The sequence below is a fragment of the Pseudomonas mandelii genome (genome assembly GCF_002251635.1).
In the GTDB taxonomy this organism is placed as follows: Bacteria; Pseudomonadota; Gammaproteobacteria; order Pseudomonadales; family Pseudomonadaceae; genus Aquipseudomonas; species Aquipseudomonas mandelii_B.
On sequence record NZ_NMOJ01000004.1, the window covers coordinates 1 to 20,747 of the forward strand.

General features: G+C 58.1%; 18 protein-coding genes and 3 pseudogenes. 7 read left to right on the forward strand and 14 right to left on the reverse strand.

Annotated elements, in window-relative coordinates; all coding sequences use genetic code 11:
- The first annotated feature begins 37 nt into the window (after positions 1 to 37).
- Positions 38 to 601: an alkyl hydroperoxide reductase subunit C gene (ahpC, locus tag B7L09_RS00535; RefSeq protein WP_094467311.1), complete on the forward strand. Its 564-nt coding sequence runs from the start codon at positions 38 to 40 to the stop codon at positions 599 to 601.
- Positions 602 to 731: 130 nt separating this feature from the next.
- Positions 732 to 2,294, forward strand: coding sequence for an alkyl hydroperoxide reductase subunit F (ahpF, locus tag B7L09_RS00540; RefSeq protein ID WP_094467312.1), 1,563 nt, complete (start codon positions 732 to 734; stop codon positions 2,292 to 2,294).
- A 131-nt stretch (positions 2,295 to 2,425) separates the two neighbouring features.
- Here the strand turns inward: ahpF and gloA are convergent, their stop codons facing one another.
- A complete protein-coding gene (gene gloA, locus B7L09_RS00545) occupies positions 2,426 to 2,947 on the reverse strand; it encodes a lactoylglutathione lyase (protein ID WP_094467313.1) in 522 nt (173 codons plus the stop codon).
- Between the two features lie 145 nt (positions 2,948 to 3,092).
- Between gloA and B7L09_RS00550 the strand changes: the two genes are divergently transcribed.
- The gene (locus B7L09_RS00550) at positions 3,093 to 3,617 is read left to right on the forward strand and encodes a DUF4946 domain-containing protein (protein ID WP_094467314.1); all 525 of its coding nucleotides are present in this window, start codon (positions 3,093 to 3,095) and stop codon (positions 3,615 to 3,617) included.
- Between the two features lie 177 nt (positions 3,618 to 3,794).
- Here the strand turns inward: B7L09_RS00550 and B7L09_RS00555 are convergent, their stop codons facing one another.
- From B7L09_RS00555 to B7L09_RS00565, 3 genes are all read right to left on the reverse strand, one after another.
- Entirely contained in the window at positions 3,795 to 4,157 is a 363-nt protein-coding gene (locus B7L09_RS00555; RefSeq protein ID WP_094467337.1) for a histone-like nucleoid-structuring protein, MvaT/MvaU family, read from the reverse strand.
- Positions 4,158 to 4,390: 233 nt separating this feature from the next.
- Positions 4,391 to 5,923, reverse strand: a complete 1,533-nt coding sequence (locus B7L09_RS00560; protein WP_094467315.1) for an EAL domain-containing protein — start codon at positions 5,921 to 5,923, stop codon at positions 4,391 to 4,393.
- Between the two features lie 115 nt (positions 5,924 to 6,038).
- Positions 6,039 to 6,911 (reverse strand): LysR family transcriptional regulator, encoded by an 873-nt coding sequence (locus B7L09_RS00565; protein ID WP_094467316.1) that lies wholly within the window; start codon positions 6,909 to 6,911, stop codon positions 6,039 to 6,041.
- 78 nt (positions 6,912 to 6,989) lie between these two features.
- On the opposite strand from B7L09_RS00565, the gene B7L09_RS00570 reads away from it, so the two are divergent.
- Together B7L09_RS00570 and hppD are read left to right on the forward strand one after the other, a co-directional pair.
- On the forward strand, positions 6,990 to 7,928 hold the full coding sequence (locus B7L09_RS00570; RefSeq protein ID WP_094467317.1) for a DMT family transporter: 939 nt from the start codon (positions 6,990 to 6,992) through the stop codon (positions 7,926 to 7,928).
- 249 nt (positions 7,929 to 8,177) lie between these two features.
- The gene (gene hppD / locus B7L09_RS00575) at positions 8,178 to 9,254 is read left to right on the forward strand and encodes a 4-hydroxyphenylpyruvate dioxygenase (RefSeq protein ID WP_094467318.1); all 1,077 of its coding nucleotides are present in this window, start codon (positions 8,178 to 8,180) and stop codon (positions 9,252 to 9,254) included.
- 119 nt (positions 9,255 to 9,373) lie between these two features.
- Here the strand turns inward: hppD and rarD are convergent, their stop codons facing one another.
- The 7 genes and pseudogenes from rarD to B7L09_RS32720 all read right to left on the reverse strand — a co-directional run.
- Positions 9,374 to 10,255, reverse strand: coding sequence for an EamA family transporter RarD (gene rarD, locus B7L09_RS00580; protein ID WP_094467319.1), 882 nt, complete (start codon positions 10,253 to 10,255; stop codon positions 9,374 to 9,376).
- A 110-nt stretch (positions 10,256 to 10,365) separates the two neighbouring features.
- Complete coding sequence (locus B7L09_RS00585) at positions 10,366 to 11,319, reverse strand: D-2-hydroxyacid dehydrogenase family protein (protein WP_094467320.1); 954 nt, start codon at positions 11,317 to 11,319, stop codon at positions 10,366 to 10,368.
- Between the two features lie 13 nt (positions 11,320 to 11,332).
- A complete protein-coding gene (locus B7L09_RS00590; protein ID WP_094467321.1) occupies positions 11,333 to 12,358 on the reverse strand; it encodes an alpha/beta fold hydrolase in 1,026 nt (341 codons plus the stop codon).
- 85 nt (positions 12,359 to 12,443) lie between these two features.
- Positions 12,444 to 12,878 (reverse strand): YqaA family protein, encoded by a 435-nt coding sequence (locus B7L09_RS00595; RefSeq protein ID WP_077747751.1) that lies wholly within the window; start codon positions 12,876 to 12,878, stop codon positions 12,444 to 12,446.
- The gene (locus tag B7L09_RS00600) at positions 12,878 to 13,324 is read right to left on the reverse strand and encodes a DUF411 domain-containing protein (protein ID WP_094467322.1); all 447 of its coding nucleotides are present in this window, start codon (positions 13,322 to 13,324) and stop codon (positions 12,878 to 12,880) included. The genes B7L09_RS00595 and B7L09_RS00600 overlap by 1 nt, the downstream gene beginning before the upstream one ends.
- Before the next feature lie 191 nt (positions 13,325 to 13,515).
- Positions 13,516 to 14,040 (reverse strand): annotated as a pseudogene (locus B7L09_RS32715) (methyl-accepting chemotaxis protein); the annotation flags it as partial.
- A 336-nt stretch (positions 14,041 to 14,376) separates the two neighbouring features.
- Positions 14,377 to 15,507 (reverse strand): annotated as a pseudogene (locus B7L09_RS32720) (HAMP domain-containing protein); the annotation flags it as partial.
- Between the two features lie 390 nt (positions 15,508 to 15,897).
- Here B7L09_RS32720 and B7L09_RS00610 point away from each other — a divergent pair.
- Positions 15,898 to 16,431 (forward strand): hypothetical protein, encoded by a 534-nt coding sequence (locus B7L09_RS00610; protein ID WP_094467324.1) that lies wholly within the window; start codon positions 15,898 to 15,900, stop codon positions 16,429 to 16,431.
- A gap of 46 nt (positions 16,432 to 16,477) precedes the next feature.
- Here the strand turns inward: B7L09_RS00610 and B7L09_RS00615 are convergent, their stop codons facing one another.
- Positions 16,478 to 17,473: an aldo/keto reductase gene (locus tag B7L09_RS00615; protein WP_094467325.1), complete on the reverse strand. Its 996-nt coding sequence runs from the start codon at positions 17,471 to 17,473 to the stop codon at positions 16,478 to 16,480.
- A gap of 117 nt (positions 17,474 to 17,590) precedes the next feature.
- Between B7L09_RS00615 and B7L09_RS00620 the strand changes: the two are divergent.
- Positions 17,591 to 18,517, forward strand: a pseudogene (locus tag B7L09_RS00620) (LysR family transcriptional regulator).
- Here B7L09_RS00620 and B7L09_RS00625 read toward each other — a convergent pair.
- Together B7L09_RS00625 and B7L09_RS00630 are read right to left on the reverse strand one after the other, a co-directional pair.
- Complete coding sequence (locus B7L09_RS00625; protein ID WP_094467326.1) at positions 18,506 to 19,441, reverse strand: GNAT family N-acetyltransferase; 936 nt, start codon at positions 19,439 to 19,441, stop codon at positions 18,506 to 18,508. The pseudogene B7L09_RS00620 and the gene B7L09_RS00625 sit on opposite strands and share 12 nt — an antisense overlap.
- Positions 19,441 to 20,730, reverse strand: coding sequence for a phenylacetate--CoA ligase family protein (locus tag B7L09_RS00630; protein ID WP_094467327.1), 1,290 nt, complete (start codon positions 20,728 to 20,730; stop codon positions 19,441 to 19,443). The genes B7L09_RS00625 and B7L09_RS00630 overlap by 1 nt, the downstream gene beginning before the upstream one ends.
- Positions 20,731 to 20,747 lie beyond the last annotated feature (17 nt).

Below are 20,747 nucleotides of genomic sequence, written 5' to 3' on the forward strand. Positions count from 1 at the left end.
TCTCATCAACTTACTAACCCCTGACGGAGAGTCATCGATGCCTATCATCAACAGCCAAGTAAAACCGTTCAAAGCTACCGCCTACAAAAACGGCNACTTCGTAAAAGTGTCGGACGCTGACCTGAAAGGCAAGTGGTCTGTCGTGTTCTTCTACCCAGCCGACTTCACCTTCGTTTGCCCAACCGAGCTGGAAGACCTGGCTGACAACTACGCCGAATTCCAGAAACTGGGCGTCGAAATCTACAGCGTCTCCACCGACACCCACTTTGCTCACGCTGCCTGGCACAACACTTCGCCAGCCATCGGCAAAATCCAGTACACCATGATCGGCGACCCAACCCNNGCCATCTCCCGCAACTTCGACGTGCTGATCGAAGACGCAGGCCTGGCTGACCGTGGCACCTTCGTGATCAACCCTGAAGGCCAGATCAAAATCGTTGAGCTGAACGATGGCGGCGTGGGCCGTGACGCTTCCGAGCTGCTGCGCAAAATCAAGGCCGCTCAGTATGTTGCTGCCCACCCGGGCGAAGTGTGCCCAGCCAAGTGGAAAGAAGGCGAGGCCACCCTGGCTCCGTCCCTGGACCTGGTCGGCAAGATCTAAGCCTGTGAAACACCTCAGGGCGGATTGTGCCGCACCTTAAGTAAGCTGCACCGCCCTCAAAACGCCCGGGCGAGTTTCGCTCGGGCGTTTTTTTGTCTGCAATAAACCGAATTAATAGGAAATCGCCCGTATGTTGGACGCCAATCTTAAAGCTCAGTTGAAGTCATACCTGGAACGGGTCACCCAGCCGATCGAGATCGTTGCCTCCCTCGACGACGGTGCGAAATCCCAGGAAATGCTCGAACTCCTGAAAGACGTTGCCAGTCTTTCCAGCCAGATTACTTTGCTCGATAACGGTGACGATGCACGTAAACCATCGTTCTCGATCAACCGCCCGGGTGCCGATATCAGCCTGCGTTTCGCCGGCATCCCGATGGGCCATGAATTCACTTCGCTGGTGTTGGCCCTGCTGCAAGTCGGTGGCCACCCGTCGAAGGCCAGTGTCGAAGTGATTGAACAGATTCGCGCCTTGAAAGGCGAGTTCAGCTTCGAGACTTACTTCTCGTTGTCATGCCAGAACTGCCCGGACGTGGTGCAAGCGTTGAACCTGATGGCGGTGCTTAACCCGAACATCCGCCACGTCGCCATCGACGGCGCGTTGTTCCAGGCCGAAGTCGATGATCGTCAGATCATGGCCGTGCCAAGCATTTACCTCAACGGTGTGAACTTCGGCCAGGGCCGCATGGGCCTGGAAGAAATCCTCGCTAAACTCGACACCAGCGGCATCGAAAAAGCCGCCGAGAAAATCAGCGCCAAAGACGCCTTTGATGTGCTGGTCGTCGGCGGTGGCCCAGCCGGTTCGTCGGCTGCCATCTACGCCGCGCGTAAAGGTATCCGCACCGGTGTGGCGGCTGAGCGTTTTGGCGGCCAGGTACTGGACACCATGTCCATCGAAAACTTCATCTCTGTGCAGGAAACGGAAGGCCCGAAACTGGCGGTGGCGCTGGAAGAACACGTCAAGCAATACGACGTCGACATCATGAACCTGCAACGCGCCGACAAACTGGTGCCGGGCAAGAACGGCGAGCTGCACGAAGTCCACTTCGCCAGCGGCGCGACCTTGAAAGCCAAAACTGTGATCCTCGCAACCGGTGCGCGGTGGCGTGAAATGAACGTCCCGGGCGAGCAGCAATACCGCAACAAAGGCGTGGCGTACTGCCCGCACTGCGACGGTCCGCTGTTCAAAGGCAAACGCGTAGCGGTGATTGGCGGTGGTAACTCTGGCGTTGAAGCGGCCATCGACCTGGCCGGTATCGTCAGCCACGTGACGTTGCTGGAGTTTGACGTACAACTGCGCGCCGACGCGGTCTTGCAACGCAAGTTGCACAGCCTGCCGAACGTCACCGTGATCACCAGTGCACAAACCACTGAAGTGTTGGGCGACGGTCAGAAGGTCAATGGCCTGCGTTACAAGGACCGCCAGTCTGACGAGTCACGGACTGTCGATCTGGAAGGGATCTTTGTGCAGATCGGTTTGTTGCCTAACACCGATTGGCTCAAAGGCACCATCGAGCTGTCGCCTCGCGGCGAGATCATCGTCGATGCCCGTGGCGAAACTTCCCTGCCAGGGGTGTTCGCTGCCGGTGACGTAACCACCGTGCCGTACAAGCAGATCGTGATTGCGGTAGGCGAGGGTGCCAAGGCTTCGCTGAGCGCATTCGATCACCTGATCCGCACCTCCGCGCCGGCTTAAACGCCAACGCTGAAAACACAAAAACCCCATGAGCGATCATGGGGTTTTTTGTGCTTCACACATTCCCAATGTGGGATGTGTGGTGGGGCTTAGAGCGGAGCACATTCCCAATGTGGGATGTGTGGTGGGGCTTAGAGCGGAGCTGGCTGGATGATTTCAACCCAGTAAGCATCCGGGTCCTTGATGAACGCCAGGCTCTTCATGCGCCCGTCGTTCAGGCGTTTCTGGAAATCGCAGCCCAGCGCTTCGAAACGTTCGCAAGCCGCTCGGATGTCCGGCACGGAGATGCAGATATGGCCGAAGCCGCGCGGGTCGGTGTTGCCGTTGTGGTAGGCGAAATCNGCATCGTTTTCGGTGCCGTGGTTGTGGGTCAGTTCCAGGATGCCCGGAATCGACTTCATCCACTGGGTACGTTCAGCGGCATCTGCCGGAATCTGGTTTTTATCAACCAGCGCCAGGAAATACAGGCTGAATTCGGCTTCCGGGAAGTCGCGCTTTTCAACCAGGGAAAAACCCAGGACGCGGGTGTAGAAGTCCAGCGATTTGGTGATGTCTTTGACCCGCAGCATGGTGTGGTTGAACACGAAGTTCGTGGTCGCGGTGTCGGGTTGGGCGGTGACGCCCGGGAAAGTGTTCAATTCGTGCAGGCTCATGGGCCCTCCGGAAAATAAGTGGGGCTAACGAATGGCGACAATGATACGCAAGGGCTCTGACATCACCAAACCCAAACCGTCGGCTATTGCCTGACAGACGGGTGAGGCTCAGACTTTACGGTTCAATCCGTGAGTGCTCATTGCAATGATCCGATTCTGTAAATCGACCTTCGTCCTGTTCTGCCTGCTGTCAGGTGTTACCAGCGCTCATGCGGATGCACCGGTGGTGACCTGGCCGAACGGCTGGGAGGTCGAAGCCATTCCGCAAGATGATGCCAAACCAGGGGTTTCCCGGCAGCGCGCGGTGAAAGTCGACCAGGGCGGCACGCCGGTCATGGTGATGGAATTGACCATGACTCAAGTAGAAAGCGGTCATCAGGTCAATCTGGAGGGTGTGTTGCTGGAAATGCGCAAGTCGGTGCAGAAGGACTTCTTTCAAGGCGGCTATCAAAGTGTCTGCAACAAAATTCATCCAGCGCCCTTGAGCCGCTTATCGGGATTGGAAACTACCTGCACGATTACACAGAATGGTCGACATGTGCTGTCGCAAACATTGGTCGCGGCAGTGGATGCCGATAAGGCCTATGTTCTTTCCTACGCGGGGCAGGCTGAGGCTTATAAGGCAAGTGAGGATGAAATTGCGGCGGCTCGTAACAGCTTGAAACTTTAGTTGAGGGTTTGCGTGACTGCAGATTTCAGCGCGATTTGAAATCTTTAGATACCCAAACGGATTAAGCATAAAGTTTAGTCGGTAAGTAGCGAGTTGAACGACTCCCCTCGTTGCGTTTAGAGGCCGTCCATAAAAAAAGCCCTGCATTGGCAGGGCTTTTTTTATCACCGCGAGTGCTTAGCCTCGCAGCCAGGAATCTACGGTAGCGGCACCNTACTGTTCTTTCCAGGCTTTCAGGCCGCGATGGTTGCCGCCCTTGGTCTCGATCAGTTCGCCGGTGTGCGGGTTGTGATAAACCTTGACCACACGAGCGCGGCGGGTTTTAGGGGCTGCTGCCTGCAGACCGGATTTTGCCGGGTTCGGATCGAGGATGGCGATGATGTCGCGCAGGCTTTTGCCGTAGGTTTTCATCAGCCCCTGGAGCTTTTCTTCGAATTCGATTTCTTTCTTGAGCCCGGCATCATTCTTCAGCGATTCCAGCTGCTTGAGCTGTTCTTGAAGGGCCTTTTCAGCGGCACGAAATTCAGCGAGTCTGGACAAATTCATTACTCCAATAGTGTGTTTGGCTGATACCAACCGCAAACAAAGCTATAAGCCAAGAGCCTTGAAGCGACTCGGTGATAGTGGCTCACCTGCCAATCTTGCACAGGCATGAAAAATTGTAGTAGTTAATTGGCCAAGAGTAAATCATGTCTTTTTCTTCATGTAACTACAGTAGTCTTTTGATTCAATTTGGTGCGCTGCTTCGTTGCCTCGTCGCGTAAAACCGCAGGTTAATGACGCCTTAATGCATTAATGAATTCGGCACCGGGCATCGGTCGACCGAACAAATAACCTTGCAGAAAGTTCACGCCGTGTGCGGCCAGATAGTCACTTTGCTCCTCGGTTTCCACGCCTTCGGCGACGATCCCCAGATCAAGCTTGGCCGACAGTTCGATAATGCTGTCCAGAATGTGCCGGGAAAGCGCGTCAACGCCGATCATGGCGACAAAACTCTGATCGATTTTCAGGAAGTCCACATTGAACTGGCGGAGGTAACCAAGGCTTGAGTGACCCGTGCCAAAATCGTCGATAGCGATCATTACGCCCAAGGCGTGAAGCTGCTCGAACAATTGGTGCGTGATGGCCGTCGGCTCGATCAGTTCGCGCTCGGTCAACTCCAGCACCAGGTTGATGGCGCCCGGCGCAAAGGCACTGAGAAATTCCCGGCAATCCTCGACCAGCTCCAGGTCCTTGCAGTGGCTGGCGGTGATGTTGATGCCGATGTGAAACGGCCCGTCGAACGAGGCAGCGGCAGGTGCCAACAACGCCGTGGTCTGTCGCATCAATGAGCGGGTCATCGGCACGATCAACCCGGAATGCTCGGCAAACGGAATGAACAGGTCCGGGCGCACCAGGCCTTCCTTTGGATGATTCCAGCGCATCAACACTTCGGCGCCGGACCAGGTTTTAGTATCGCCATGCACCACGGGCTGAAAGTACGGGACAAATTCGGCTGCCTCCAACTCGCGCTGCATTTCGTGGCTGGGCGACGACGAACGCTGTTGCAGTACATGCCCGATAGCGCTCGATACCACGCCGAAGAAGATCAGCAAACTGAACAGCGGCGGGTACTCGCTGCTCATGTAGCGCCAGGTTTCACCCTCGGGGAAACCGGCTGCGACCGTAAAGCCATAACGCGTGGACGTCAGTTTGCTTTCGGCCACAGGCGGGGCGGGCAGGGCGTCATCGTGAACCTTGCCGTCGGCGGATAACCAGTGGGGACCGACTTGCAGCAACAGGATCGTCTTGCGACCAATCATGCGCAGCACGTTGCTCAGGTGATAACCGTCCAGCGTACTCAAGGCGCCCTGTTTACCTTCACCGAGCCGATACACCAATACCGCGGTGTCAGGCGTGACCAGGTTGCCTTTCATCAGCAGCAACCGGCCTTTGGAGTAGTCGCCGGCACTGAGCTTTTCGTGGTAGTCACCGAACAAAGAACTGCAATAAATGCTGTCGTCCCACACCAGATTCGTCGCGCGCACGAATGGACCGCGGGTGACCTGTTCACGCAGGGCCAATTTGACGTCATTGCAGCTTTGGCCGGCCAGCGGCAGCAGTTCCCGAGCGGCCTTGGCGTTACTGTCGAGCATCAGTTCGAATTGGCGGATGGCTTCTTCGGCCGTCAGCTCGGTGCTTTGCTTGAGCGCACGTTCGGCCTGCATATAGAGAATGACGCTCCCCAGTAGCACCGGGAGCACCCCGCTAAGAAGGGTTACAGCCATTCGTTTGCCGCGTTTGTGGGTCTTGGCGTTCAGTGGCATTCGAAAAGCCTGTGACGATGGGATACGGCTCTCAAATGCTGGGAAGACAACGGCACGTCTCCCATAAAGAGTTCAGGTAGTGGGCATGATAGATGGCCGTCGGGACTTATGCCGCTCAACGATAATCAAGGCTTGAAGCCAGTTGGATAAACGCTAGCGTTGCGGGCGACGATTGACGTTGGTCGAGCACTGCCAGGCCCACCTGCCGATTGACGGATGGCGACAGCGGTTTTTTCACGTAGCGGCTGTCGTTGTCATCGGGCAACGAACCTTCGGCGACCACGGTCAGGGCATCGCCTCGGCCTACGGTGTCGAGGGTGCTGAGCAACTGCGAGCAGCGATAACGGATGTTCGGTGTCAGCCGGGCAGTCGTGAACAGTCGAGAAACCAGCTCCGAAGACCCGGCTTCGGTCAGCACGAACGGGTCGTGACACAAGTCGCTTAAACTCAGGCTGTCGCGACTGGCCAGCGGATGATCGGAGGGCAGCAGCGCGACCATCCGGTCTTCGATCAGCGGGAAGGTATCGAAGCGATCTTCGGGCAGCACCACGAAACCGATATCGATTCGTCGTTCTTCCAGCCACTGGATAATCTGCCGGTCCGGACCTTCGTCGATGTGGACTTCGATACCGGGATGAGCGGCGCGGTAGTGCTGCAGGATCTGTGGCAGCAGTTTGATCGAAGAGGTGGGGCCGAACGAGCCGATGCGCAGGGTGCCGCGCTTCATCCCGCGAGCATCGGCCGCTTCCTGGCGCAAGGTGTTGGCCAACCCGAGCATGGCCCGGGCGCGCAATAAGAGCTGTAGACCGATGTCGCTCGGTTCGACTTGGGACTGGTGGCGCCGGAATAACTCAACCCCCAATTCCTGTTCCAGCGACTTCAAGGCATGCGACACCGCCGATTGGGAAATCCCCAGCCGGTTGGCCGCCGCCGTGAAACCACGCAGTTCGGCGACCAGTGAAAAAATCTCGAGTTGTGTCAGGGTCATGAGTCTTTACTCATTTTACGATGATCGTGCATTAGTCGAATGATACGTCATCTACCCTGACTGAAGTCCTTACGCCTCATGAATGCTTATGCGCAAACAACCTCATCGGACATACCGGTTTACTTGAAACTCGCCGCTGTCACCATGATCTGGGGCGGGACGTTCGTGGCCGGCCGGTTTCTCGCGGACAGCCTCAGCCCATTGTTCGCCGCCAGCCTGCGATTCCTCTTGGCCAGCGTGGCATTGCTGCTGTTTTTGCTGCTGGCCCGCGTGCCACTGGTGAAGCCGAGCCCCAGGCAGTGGCTGCAACTGGCGCTGTTGGGGTTCTTCGGCATCTTCTTCTACAACCTGTGCTTCTTTTATGGACTGCATTACATCAATGCGTCGCGGGCGTCATTGATTGTGGCGCTGAACCCCGCCGTGATCGGGCTGGCGTCGTGGCTGCTGTTCAAGGAGCGCTTGAGCCGGGAGAAAGTCATCGGCGTCACGGTGTGCATCGCCGGGGCGAGCCTGGTGATCGTCAGCCGCAACCCGCAGTTGCTGGCCGGCAACGCCGACGCCTGGATCGGTGACCTGCTGATTTTCGGCTGCGTGCTCGGCTGGGGGATTTACTCGTTGTTCTCCAAAGACTTGAACCACTCGCTGGGGCCGGTACAGACGGTGACGTATTCGATTCTGCTCGGCACCCTGATGCTGTGGGTGGCAAGTGCGATACGGGGGGAGCTGAGTGTCAGCGCGCTCATCAGCCTCGGTCCGCAGCAATGGATGAGCTTGATGTACCTGGGCGTCTTGGGCTCGGCGCTGGCCTACATTGCCTATTACGATGGTATTCGCCAGATCGGCGCGACGCGTTCGGGGGTGTTCATTGCCCTGAATCCGCTGACCGCCGTGATCCTTGGTGCGCTGTTATTAGGTGAACACTTGACGCTGGTGATGTGCCTGGGAGGTGGGCTGATTCTCGCGGGGATTTTCCTGTGCAACAAACCCCTTGCGCGAGCAGGGAAAAAGGGGATTTGATACAGAAGGCGGACAAACCTATTTACGCTGTGTAGAATCGGGTTACGCATACAATAATAATCGTCTTCTGCCAGCAGAAGCCTCGCCCGCCTCAGCCTTGGGTCGACAATGAAAAGTTTCGGGTTTCAATTGATCTACGGTGACTTCCTCGCCCGCAGCGTGCGGGGCATCTCCTGCGCGCCACCCGCCGGCTTCAGCATTCTTAGCAACTAACGTTCCGTTAATTCTAAAAAATGATGAGGCGCCAAAATGGCAGACCAATACGAAAACCCAATGGGCCTGATGGGCTTTGAATTTATCGAATTCGCATCGCCAACCCCGGGCACACTGGAGCCGATCTTCGAGATCATGGGCTTCACCAAAGTCGCGACCCACCGCTCCAAGAACGTCGACCTGTTCCGCCAGGGCGAGATCAACCTGATCCTCAACAACGAGCCCGACAGCCTCGCATCCTACTTTGCGGCCGAGCACGGCCCATCGGTGTGTGGCATGGCGTTCCGCGTCAAAGACTCGCAACAGGCGTTTAACCGCGCGTTGGAGCTGGGCGCCCAGCCAATCCATATTCAAACCGGGCCCATGGAACTGAACCTGCCGGCGATCAAGGGCATCGGCGGCGCGCCGCTGTATTTGATCGACCGTTTCGGTGAGGGCAGCTCGATCTATGACATCGACTTCGTGTACCTCGAAGGCGTTGACCGCAACCCGGTGGGCGCCGGCCTCAAGGTCATCGACCACCTGACCCATAACGTGTACCGCGGGCGCATGGTCTACTGGGCCAACTTCTACGAGAAGTTGTTCAACTTCCGTGAAGCGCGTTACTTCGACATCAAGGGCGAATACACCGGCCTGACCTCCAAGGCCATGAGTGCCCCGGACGGCATGATCCGCATCCCGCTGAACGAAGAGTCCTCCAAGGGTGCCGGCCAGATCGAAGAGTTCCTGATGCAGTTCAATGGTGAGGGCATTCAGCACGTGGCGTTCCTCACCGACGACCTGATCAAGACCTGGGACGCGCTGAAGAAGATCGGCATGCGCTTCATGACGGCGCCGCCGGACACGTACTATGAAATGCTCGAAGGCCGCCTGCCGAACCACGGCGAGCCGGTCGATCAGCTGCAATCACGNGGCATTCTGCTCGACGGTTCTTCGATTGAAGGCGACAAACGTCTGCTGCTGCAGATCTTCTCGGAAACCCTGATGGGCCCGGTGTTCTTCGAATTCATCCAGCGCAAGGGCGATGATGGGTTTGGCGAGGGCAACTTCAAGGCACTGTTCGAATCGATCGAGCGTGATCAGGTTCGTCGTGGCGTACTCGCCACCGAGTAAGCCGCTACACCTGTGGGAGCGGGCTTGCTCGCGAATGCAATTGTTCTTTCAACATCTGAGTTGACTGAAACGACGCCTTCGCGAGCAAGCCCGCTCCCACATTTGGTTTTGTGTAGGGCTTAAGGTTTGCGATGCCGGACCAGGTGCTTGAACCCTTCAAACACCAATACAACCACCGCCAGCCAGATCGGAATATAGGTCAACCATTCCCCGGGCTTGATGCTTTCCCCAAGCAGCAACGCAACGCCCAGCAACAACACCGGTTCTACATAACTCAACAGCCCGAACAGACTGAACGGCAACAATCGGCTGGCGATGATGTAGACCACCAGCGCCGACGCGCTGATCACCCCGAGTATCGGGATCAGCAGCGACAGCCACGGGTGTTGATCAAACACGCCGAAACCCTGTTCGCCACTCTGCACGAACCAGAACGCCACCGGCAGCGTCAACGCCATGTCCAGCCATAAACCGCCAAGGTTGTCGGCGGCCAGGCGCTTGCGCAGGATGAAATACAGCGGATAGCCGATGCAGACCAGCAAGGTTGCCCAGGAAAAACCACCGACCTGATACACCTCGTTGATCACGCCAAGACAGGCCAGTACCACGGCGATTTTTTGCAGATACGAGAGGCGCTCGCCATAGGCGATCCGCCCGGTCAGCACCATGGTCAGCGGCAACAGGAAATAGCCGAGCGACACATCCAGGCTGTAGCCGTTGAGCGGCGCCCACATGAACAGCCAAAGCTGCACGCCGAGCAGGGCGGAGGAGGCGATCAGGCCGGCGATCAGTTTCCGATTCCCGGCGATGCGCCGAAAAATCTCGACCACGCGTTTCCATTCACCTGAAGCGACCATGAACACGGTCATGCACGGTACGGTCAGCAGCATGCGCCAGCCGAAAATCTCCACGCCGCTCAAGGGGGTGAGCAGCGAGGTGTAGTAATACATGACGGCAAACAGCACCGAGGCCGAGACCGATAAAGCGATACCTTTAGACAAACTGCCCTCGCGAGGTTGGACGTGAAACGGGCGCAGAGGATACGTGGTTTTCGCGTTCAGTATTGACTAACTGATCAACATCGATCGGGTGAGAGAACGGCGCTGTAATCCTAGCTCAGAAGGCGCATCGGCTCACCCGCCGACCACGCTTGAATGTCCTCGATCATTTGCGAAAAGAACTGATGGTAGTTCTGTTGACTGACATACCCGACATGCGGCGTCGCCAACACGTTGTCCAGCGTTCTGAACGGATGATTTAGCGGCAGTGGTTCCACGTCGAACACATCCAGCGCCGCCCCCGCCAGCCGATTCTTCTGCAACGCCTTGATCAGCGCAGCCTCATCGACAATCGGTCCGCGAGCGGTGTTGACCAGCAGCGCCGTGGGTTTCATCAAGTCCAGCGCCTGGGCGTCGACCAATCCCCGGCTGCGATCGCTGAGCACCAGATGAACCGACAGCACATCGGCCTGCTCGAACAGTTCCTGCTTGCTGACATAGGTCACGCCTACTTCTGCGGCACGTTCGGCGGTGAGGTTTTCGCTCCACGCGATCACGCGCATCCCGAACACCTGACCGAACTGCGCGACACGTTGGCCGATGCTGCCAAGGCCGAGGATCGCCAGCGTCTTGCCGTGCAAGTCGCCACCCAGGCCTTGCTGCCATTTCCCGGCGCGCAAGGCATTGGCTTCGACCACGAGATTGCGGGTCGCCGCCATAATCAACGCCCAGGTCAGTTCCGGTGCGGCGTGCTTATAGCTGTCGGTGCCACAGACCTGGATGCCCAGCGCCTTGGCGGCAGGGATGTCCAGCGCGGCATTGCGCATGCCGCCGGTGACCAGCAGCTTGAGAGTCGGCAACTGGCGCAGCAGGTCTTCATCGAACCGGGTGCGTTCGCGCATCACACAGATCACTTCGAATTTACCCAGACGCTCCGCCAAGGTTGCGTTGTCGGCGGGGTAATCATGGATAAAGCTCACCTCGCCGAGGCTGTCCAGCACGGACCAGTCGACCACGTCACGGGCCACGTCCTGCCAATCATCGATCACCGCAATCTGCACCGCCATCAGCCTTACCTCATCAACGCACGGGATTGGTTTTGTTCAGCCAGTCGAGCAATGCCTGGTGGAATTTCGCCGGTTCTTCCATCTGCGGCGCGTGGCCCATGCCGGGGAATTCAACCAGTGTGGACTGCGGAATCAGTTTTGCCACTTGCTTGCCGAGCACGTCGTAATGACCGAGCCTGGCCTTGGCCTCCGGGGAGGCAATGTCACTGCCGATGGCCGTGGTGTCGGACGTGCCGATCAGCAACAGCGTCGGCATCTGCAAGTCCTTGAACTCGTAGTACACCGGCTGGGTGAAGATCATGTCGTAAATCAACGCCGAGTTCCAGGCGACCTGCGTGTGCCCCGGGCCTTTGTTCAGGCCGGCAAGCATATCGACCCAACGGTCGAATTCAGGCTTCCAGCGGCCACCGTAATAGGTGTTGCGTTCATAGTGGCGGATGCCGTCGGCGCTGAGCTTGAGTTCGCGCTCGTACCATTGATCGACGGTGCGATAGGGCACGCCAAGGGCTTTCCAGTCTTCCAGGCCAATGGGATTGACCAGCGCCAGTTGTTCGACCTGATCGGGGTATTGCAGCGCATAGCGCGTGGCGAGCATGCCGCCGGTGGAGTGCCCGAGCACGCTGGACTTCTGGATGCCAAGGGCTTTGAGCAGTTGCTGGGTATTGGTCGCCAGTTGCTGGAACGTGTACTGGTAGTGATCCGGCTTGCTGGAGGTGCAAAAGCCGATCTGGTCCGGCGCAATCACGCGATACCCGTCGGCGCTGAGGGCCTTTATCGACTCATCCCACGTGGCGCCACAGAAGTTCTTGCCGTGCATCAACACCACAGTGCGCCCGTTGGCCTTGCCCTTGGCGGGCACGTCCATGTAACCCATTTGCAGGGATTTTCCCTGGGACTCGAACGCGAAATGCTTGACCGTATAGGGGTACTCGAACCCTTGCAGTTCCGGCCCGTATTCCGGGCCTTCGGCATGAGCCAGAACAGGCAGTGCAGCGGTCAGAAACAGGCCGGGCAGCCAGCGGGAAAGGGGAAGGGACATGGGGGAACTCCATAGAAAACCCGCCGATGCTGGATCGGCATGATTAGGGCGACATTAAACACAGGCAATCGCCGCCGCCGATCGTTCAACCGATCCAGCCCAGCGTGGCCAGGGCCAGCACGCCATAACGTGCACCTTTGGCGAGGGTCACGATCAGCAGGAACCGCCCAAGCGGCTCGCGCATGACGCCGGCCACCAGCGTCAGCGGGTCACCGATGATCGGCACCCAACTCAGCAGCAATGACCAATGACCATAGCGTTGATAGTGTTTTCGGGCCTGTTCCAGATGGCGCGGGCTGACCGGAAACCAGCGGCGGTCTCGAAACCGCTCGATGCGACAGCCGAGCCACCAATTCACCACTGAACCGAGGACATTACCCAGCGTCGCGACGGCCAGCAGCAACCATAGCCAATACTGTTCGCTGAGCAACAGCCCGACGAGCAACGCTTCGGATTGCAACGGCAGCAGGGTCGCGGCACCAAATGCCGCGAAAAACAGCCCGATGTAGGCGCCGCCGATCAATGGGCCGGGTAGTCCGCCACCACCACGTCAGTGCCGTCCTTTTTCAGGCCGATCACTTGCCAGGCATCGCTCATGCCGTCCATTTCCATGCCGGGCGAACCCATGGGCATACCCGGCGCCGCAACACCCAGCAAGTCATCACGTTTGCTCAAGGCCAGCACCTGATCCGCTGGAACATGGCCTTCGACGAATTTGCCGTTGATCAGGCCGGTGTGGCAGGACGCCAGGCGTGGAGGCACGCCGTGCTGCTGCTTGAATTCGCTCATGTTGGATTCGACGTGGTCTTCAACCTTGAACCCGTTGCTTTCGAGGTGGCTGATCCACTTTTTGCAGCAGCCGCAGTTGGCATCACGGTGGACTTCGATCGGGACCAGGTCGGCGGCCTGAGCCAGGGAGGAGATAAAAAGGGCGCTCAGGGCGACCAGACGCAGGTGGTTTCGCATGGGGAATCTCGTCTCGGGTTGCGGCCAAAAAGATGCATTTTGACCATTTTTTGCGGCGAAGAGATACGAGGTTGTTTCGAAGTAATACAGGTACGCCAAGCCCCCTCGCNGGTACGCCAAGCCCCCTCGCCACAAAAGCTCCTCACAGATCAAGCTCCCCGCCACAGGGAGCTTGTGTCATTCAGCAGCGGTCAACGCACCTTGAACCGCCCCATGATCGAGCTGACACGCGCATTGGCTTGCAGCAGTTGTTGGGTATTGAGCTCGCTGGCCTGGCCGCTCTTCACCAGCTCGTCGACCATATGTCGGATCTGCACCATGCTGCGGTTGATCTCCTCGGTCACCGCGCTTTGCTGCTCGGCGGCCGTGGCGATCTGGGTGCTGAGGTTGTTGATATGGCTGACCGAGCCGGCCATCTCATCCAGCCCCGTGTTGACCCGCGCCGTGGCATCGGCCGCAGACTGGCAACTGGCCTGGGTATTTTCCATCGCGGTGACAGACGAACTCACGCCTTGGGTCAGGCGCTTGAGCATTTCATTGATTTGCGAAGTGCTGGCCTGCGTGCGGGCGGCGAGGGCGCGGACTTCATCGGCGACGACTGCGAAACCGCGACCTTGCTCACCGGCCCGGGCCGCTTCGATCGCGGCGTTGAGCGCCAGCAAGTTGGTCTGCCCGGCAATGGCGCCAATCACCCCGAGAATCTCGGTGATGCGTTGCGCATCCTCCTGCATGCTTTCGACTTTATGGGTGGCGCTTGCCACTTCATCGATCAAGGCGATCACGCTGCTGGACGCCTCACCGACCACGACCCGTGAACGGTCGGCGTTTTCATTGGCGCGCTGAGTGAAAGCCGCCGTTTCAGCGGCGTTCTGCGCGACGCTGTCGGCGGTCGAACTCATTTCGGTGATCGCCGTGACCGTCTGATCGGTTTCAGACGCATGACGCACCAGAATCTGGCTGGTGTGGGCGGAAGTCCGCTGCAGGTTGTCCAGGCTGGACGCCATGGCTCCGGTGGCCTGGGTGACTTCGCCGATCATGTTCTGCAAGTAGACGATAAAGTGGTTCACCGAGTGGCCGATGGCGCCCAGTTCATCTTCGGCACGAATGGTAATGCGTCGCGTCAGGTCGGCATCGCCGGCGGACAGGGCGTCGATGTTGGCTTTGAGGATTTTCATCCGCTGGATCAGTTGGCGAATCGCGTAGATCTGCAGCAACACCAGCAGGATCACCATCGGGATTTGCAGCAGGCTCAGTCTACCGAGCACGTCATCACGCTGGGCGGTGATCAGCGCCGTCGGTAGGGCTGTGGCGAGGAACCATGGCGTGCCTTCGATCGGGCGCATGAAGAAGGTGTTGGCTTCACCGTTGTTGTCGAACTCGACCCGCTGCGACTGATCACGGTTTTGCAGGCCGGCCTTCACTTGACTGGCGAACGGCGAGTTGCCGGCCAGCTCACTGATGTTCTTCAGCACGATCGGCCCACTGATNCGCGAACTGTTGCTGATGATCTTGCCGTCGGCTTCGACGATCAGCATTTCGGCGCCGAGGTCTTTTTCCTTGCGCGCGATCAAGTCATTGAAGAAGCCCAAGGTCACGTCGATGGTCGAGACGCCATACGCCGAGCCATTTTTCTGAATGGCCATGGCGCAGTTGGTCCGTGGCTCGGCGCTGGCGTCATCTTTATAGGCAGCGGCCCAGGCGCATTGGCCGCGCGGGGTTTGCATGCCGCCCTTGTACCAGGTCTGGTCGTAATAGTTGGGAGCGGCGTCACTGTTCCAGAACGTATTGACGGCCAGCTTGCCCGAGGCATCGCGGTGCCAGAAGGTGCTGTGCTTGTTGCGCCCGGGCGTACGCTGGTTAGGCAGCGGCCAGATACCGCCTCCGAATACTTTCAACTCGCCGTACTGATCGACCAGGCCTGGCAGCACNNTGTCGATGGCGTCGCTGTCGAGCAGGGGAATGGTTTGGGTGATGCTGCGTTGCTGGGCCTGGACCTTGTTCAGTTCGCCCTTGATCTGTTCGGCCACCTCCGCGACGCGGTTGAGCACCACTTGTTCTTCGGTATGGCGAAGTTTAGGGGCAACCAACTGGCTGATGCCGACCACCGTCAGGATGAACAACAGCAGGATAAACAGGACCAGAAACAGCGTGTAGCGAGCCTGGATGGTACGGAATGCGGGCATGGGACCGGTCCTTGTGCAGCGTTTTTATTGTGGTTTTCGATCAAAAGATCGGCGCTTCGAAGGGCTATCGGCCTGCAACAGGCGAGCTTTAGGTACGAACGTCCAAAAAGGGGGGAGAGTGACGGACGGTCAGGTCTTGAAAGGTCTCAATGTCGATACAAATGCACGGACCAGCACGCACGATGAACCAGATTAGTTGTGCAGACTTAGAGTGAAAAGTTGGTCTAGGCCAATGAAACAGGGAGCTTAGTGCTTTGTATCTTAAATGTACGAAAATTGTAAAAACCGGAAATAGTTGTAGGTATGGCTAGTTGCCACGCCGATACTTGCGCGCTCTGAATTCGAGTTAAACAAGGAGTTATTTATGTTCACGCAGTCGGGAGCGCAGTCATGACTATCGGCTATGCCGGGGCTTGGACGTCCAAGGCAGGTTTACTGGTTCAGGATACGGGCAGCGGCAAGCCCATAAAACAAAGCGCCAGGATCAAGCAGATGCTGGCCCTGGTGGGGACCAATCCAAACGCGCTGAGCACGGCGAAAATGGATGCAATGAAAATCCACCGAAACGTAAAAGGTTTCGACCCGGAAAATGTCTCCGCCAAACAACTGGGCAACCTCAGTGCCTTCCTTAGAGGTAAAGGCCTGATTTCCGATACCACGTGGATGACGTTAATGAATGCCGGTGACAAGTTTGACCGGTTCGGGGTTCAGAATGACCCGGATGCAAAATTCAATGCGCTGGAGTATTTCGCCACGCAACTGGACACCATCCAGAACAACAGCATCAGAGGCGACAAGTACGCCACTGGCCTGATCCCGGAGTACAAGACAGCGATCTACGTATTGCAGAACTTGCAGACTTACGGCAAGGGCAATGGGACGACGGTGCCTCCTACCGATGGTGGCGTCAGCTCCAAGGCCTGACGCTCGGTAGTGCTGGCCCACTCAGCGCGGGTGGGCCAGGCGTCGGTTATCGGTCAAGCAACTTCATCACTTCCTCTGGATAGCGCAAGCCTGCGGTGGCATTGGCCGGGAAGATCGCTTCCAGCGCGTGCAATTCGTCGCGGCTGAGCTTCACCTCAAGTGCGGCGACATTCTCTTCAAGGTATTTACGCTGTTTGGTTCCTGGAATCGGAATCAGGTAGTCACCCTGCGCCAGCACCCAGGCCAACGCCAATTGACCTGCCGTCACGCCTTTGTCGGCTGCCAAGGCCTGCACTTGCTGCACCAGCAACAGGTTTTTTGCAAAATTTTCCCCTTGAAAACGCGGGCTGAAGCGACGGTAATCATCGGCGGCGAAGTCATCCGGGCTTGTCAGTGCTCCCGTCAGAAAACCGCGTCCCAATGGACTGTAAGGGACGAAGGCAACGCCCAGGCGCTGGCACGCGGCCAGGCAACCGTTCTCTTCCTGATCGCGACTCCACAGCGAATACTCACTTTGCAGGGCGCTGATCGGATGAACCTTGTGCGCCCGTTCCAGCGTGGCCACTGACGCCTCACTCAAACCCAGANAACGCACCTTGCCCTGTTTGACCAACTCGGCCATGGCGCCGACGCTTTCTTCGATGGCCACATGCGGGTCGATCCGGTGCTGGTAGTACAAATCCAGGGTTTCAACGCCCAGTCGTTTGAGCGTGCCGTCGATCGACGCGCGAATGTAGTCCGGTCGGCCGTTGCCGCCCCGGGCACCGGGGTTGGACGGATCGCGGACGATGCCGAACTTGCTGGCCAGGAACACCTGCTCGCGCTTGCCGATGATGGCCTTGCCGATCAATTCTTCATTGGTGTGCGGGCCGTACATGTCAGCGGTGTCGAGCAGGTTGATCCCCAATTCCAGCGCCCGATGCAAGGTGGCGATGGCTTCGCGGGTATCGACACCGGTCGTATAGAAATCGGTCATGCCCATGCAGCCCAACCCGATGGCAGAAACCTGCGGGCCGTTTTTGCCCAATTGACGTGTTTGCATGAAATCAACTCCCTGTGGTGTAAGCCCCTAGTGTTGACCTCGACAGAACCCAGATAAACCGGCTAAAACTGCTATCACTGTTCGCAATATCTAAATAATCAGCCGGAAAGCCTGACAATGGACCGTTTTAACGCCATGCGCGTGTTCACCCGAATCGTCGAGCTGGGCGGCTTTGCCAAAGCGGCAGACAGCCTGCAATTGCCCCGCGCTTCGGTGACCATCCTTCGGGCTGGAGTTCATGGTCGACGATCAAGTCAGGTGCTGCAACGGACCACGCGGCAGATCAGCCTGACCCTCGATGGCGCAGCCTATTACCCCCGTTGCGTGCGGTTGCTGGCCGATCTGGAGGAAACCGAAGCGGTGTTTTCCGCCGCCCGTCACAACCCCAAAGGCCTGCTGCGAGTGGACATGCCGTCCGGGATCGGGCGCCTGATCGTGATTCCGGCATTGCCGCAGTTCACCCGCCGCTATCCGTTGATCGAACTGGAAATCGGTTTGAATGACCGACCTGTCGACCTGATTCGTGAAGGCGTCGATTGTGTGCTGCGCGGCGGGGCGGCGCTGGATGAGTCACTGGTGGCGCGGCCGCTGGTCATGCTCGACCAGATCACCTGCGCCAGCGCCGAGTACCTGGCGCGCCATGGAACCCCGCACAATCTGGCTGACCTTGAGGAGCGGCAGACAGCCTGCAATTGCCCCGCGCTTCGGTGACCATCCTTCGGGCTGGAGTTCATGGTCGACGATCAAGTCAGGTTGATTGACCTGCCCAAGCACGTATCGGTCAACAGTGCCGACGGTTACCTGGCCGCTTGTGAGGCGGGTTATGGACTGATCCAGACGCCGTACTACCACGTCGCCCGCCAATTGAAGGAAGGGCGTTTGTGCGAAGTATTGAAAGCGACGCCGCCCCCCGGGATGCCGCTGACGGCGCTCTATCCCCCACACCGCCAGTTGTCTCGACGGGTGAGGGTGTTTGTCGACTGGCTGGTGGAGCTTTGCGCGCAGCCGGGCAATGAGTTTTACCGAAAAGACTCAAGCGGCTGAGCGAGCGCTACCCTGTGCTTCGGTGTTTCGCTGCAAGTCGTCGTGCAACTGTTGCATGTAGTGGCAATGCAGATTGAGGGACCGAGGCCGCGCGCCTCGATGAAACAGGGCAAACCATCCATGACTGCCAGGAGCAGGCATCAACCCGGTGAACGTGAAGCCAAGCGTCGTCAAACTGCGCAAGTCTTCGGCGAAGTGTCGCGACAACGCCAGTCGGGTCGAGATCATCCAGTGACCGGGCAATTGCCGGATCTGGTCGAGCAGACGTTTGGTCAAGCGGTGAATGACCATGTCGAAGCGGTGATGGTGTTGCTTGATCTGCAAGGGTATCGAAGGCGGTGTTGTCATTTCTGGATGGGTGCCGAACAGCGAACTCAGGTGCTGCATAAACCCCCGGTAGCGTTCGGGCCAGGGGATGTCGGGAAGTGGGCGCGCCTGTCCTTCGACCACGTGGCAACCCATCACAATGGTTTCCGGGTGCGGTTCGGCGAAGGGCGAAGGAACGTAGTCGGGCAGCACTCCCGTGCTGTGGAAGCCGATGTTTGCGGCCATGCGTTGCGTGTACGGATGGTGGGTCACTTGCTTGATCAAGACGCTCTTGAAGCCCAGTGCTCCGGCCTGCAACAGTAACTCCCGGCCCAGGCGAGTCGCGATACTTTGCCCCTGCGCGGCGGGATGCACCACGCTGAGAGCCAGTTCCGCGTTCTGCGGGGACGATTCGTGGCACAACGCGGCATGCCCCAGAACGCGTACATCATCCACCGCCAGCATTGATTTCCAGCGACCGTCGGCGGTGTGCTGACTGATCATGTCCGGTAGGTAAACATCCGGTTGAACGTAATGATCGCCATAAACCTCGCGAAACAATTGACTCACAGAGCGGGCATCGGAAGGGCGGTAGCGTCGAAAAATCAGATGAGGCATCACGCAGTCTCCGGCGATGGCGCGTCATAGGTGCGCAAATCCAGAACCCGCATCTGCTTGCCGGAACGTGGGTGCAGCTTCAGGTCGGTGACGTTGCAGGACAGCACTCGCAACTCCAGCAGCCCTTCGCGATTCAGATGCTCGAGCGCGGGGTAATGGGCCACAAGCGCTTCACACAGCGCCTGGCATCGCGGTGCGGTGGCCACGGCGTTAGTGTCAGGCACCCATTTCACACTGACGATGTCCTTGTATCCGTCATGTTCGAGGCGCAATTGCCATTGGTCGGTGCCAGCAACGCGCTGGACAATCTGCAGCATTTCGTCGATCAACAACGACGCCGACCCCACACGAACCCGCTGACTATGGGCGCTACGTCCCTTGAGGGCGAATTTGCGCATCGGGGTGTTGCCGGGCTCACACCAGCAGGCGCGGTCGCCCACCGGATAACGCAGCAGCGGCATGAGTCGGCGGGTCAGGTTGGTCACCACCAATAATCCGGTGCGGTCGCATTCTTCAATGACTTCACCGGTCAGTTCATCGACGATTTCCAGCAGGGTCTGGGGTTCAAATACCCGATGCTCGCCCAAGGCACAGTCGCGGCTCGTAGCGCCGATCAGGCCCGCATCGACGCTGGCATAGCCGATTGAGGCGATGCGCACGTTGGGAAATACCTGGGTAAGGATGGCCAATTGCGGGCCGAACAGGCTTTCACCGCCGTACAGCAACGTATCAACCCCACACAGCACCCGCTGATGCTGGGTCAGGTACGCCGCGAATCGCAACAACTGCGCCGGTACGCCGACCAGCACGTTGATCCGGTGCTGATCGAGCGCATCCGCCAGGACATCCATGCTGACTTCGCCGGTGAACGGAAACTCACAGATGGACCGTTTGACGTGCGCCAGCGAGTCATGAATGAACAGAAAGCTGGCGTAGAGATCGCCGGAAAAGAACAGGTTGGCGACCCTGTCACCGTCCTTCAGCTGAGAGGAAACACTGTTTCCAAATGTACTGACCAAGGCTTGCCACTCGCCGGTCGAGTAAACCGTCAGTTTGCCCTGGCTGGTGGATCCGCCGGTTTTAAACACCAACGCGTCTTCGATGTCCCCGGTCAACACAGGCCAATGATTCAGGTCGTTACTGTCAGCCCAATAGTCGGCCACATTGGTCAGCGGCAGGTCTTTTAAAGTAATACCTTCTGCCGGTAAGTGGTTCAGGCGGGTGCGGTAAAAGTTTGAGTGTTGCCTTATATAAGGCAACAGTTGTTCAAGCGAATAAGGTGTTTTCACTGGGTTCTCTTTTTTAT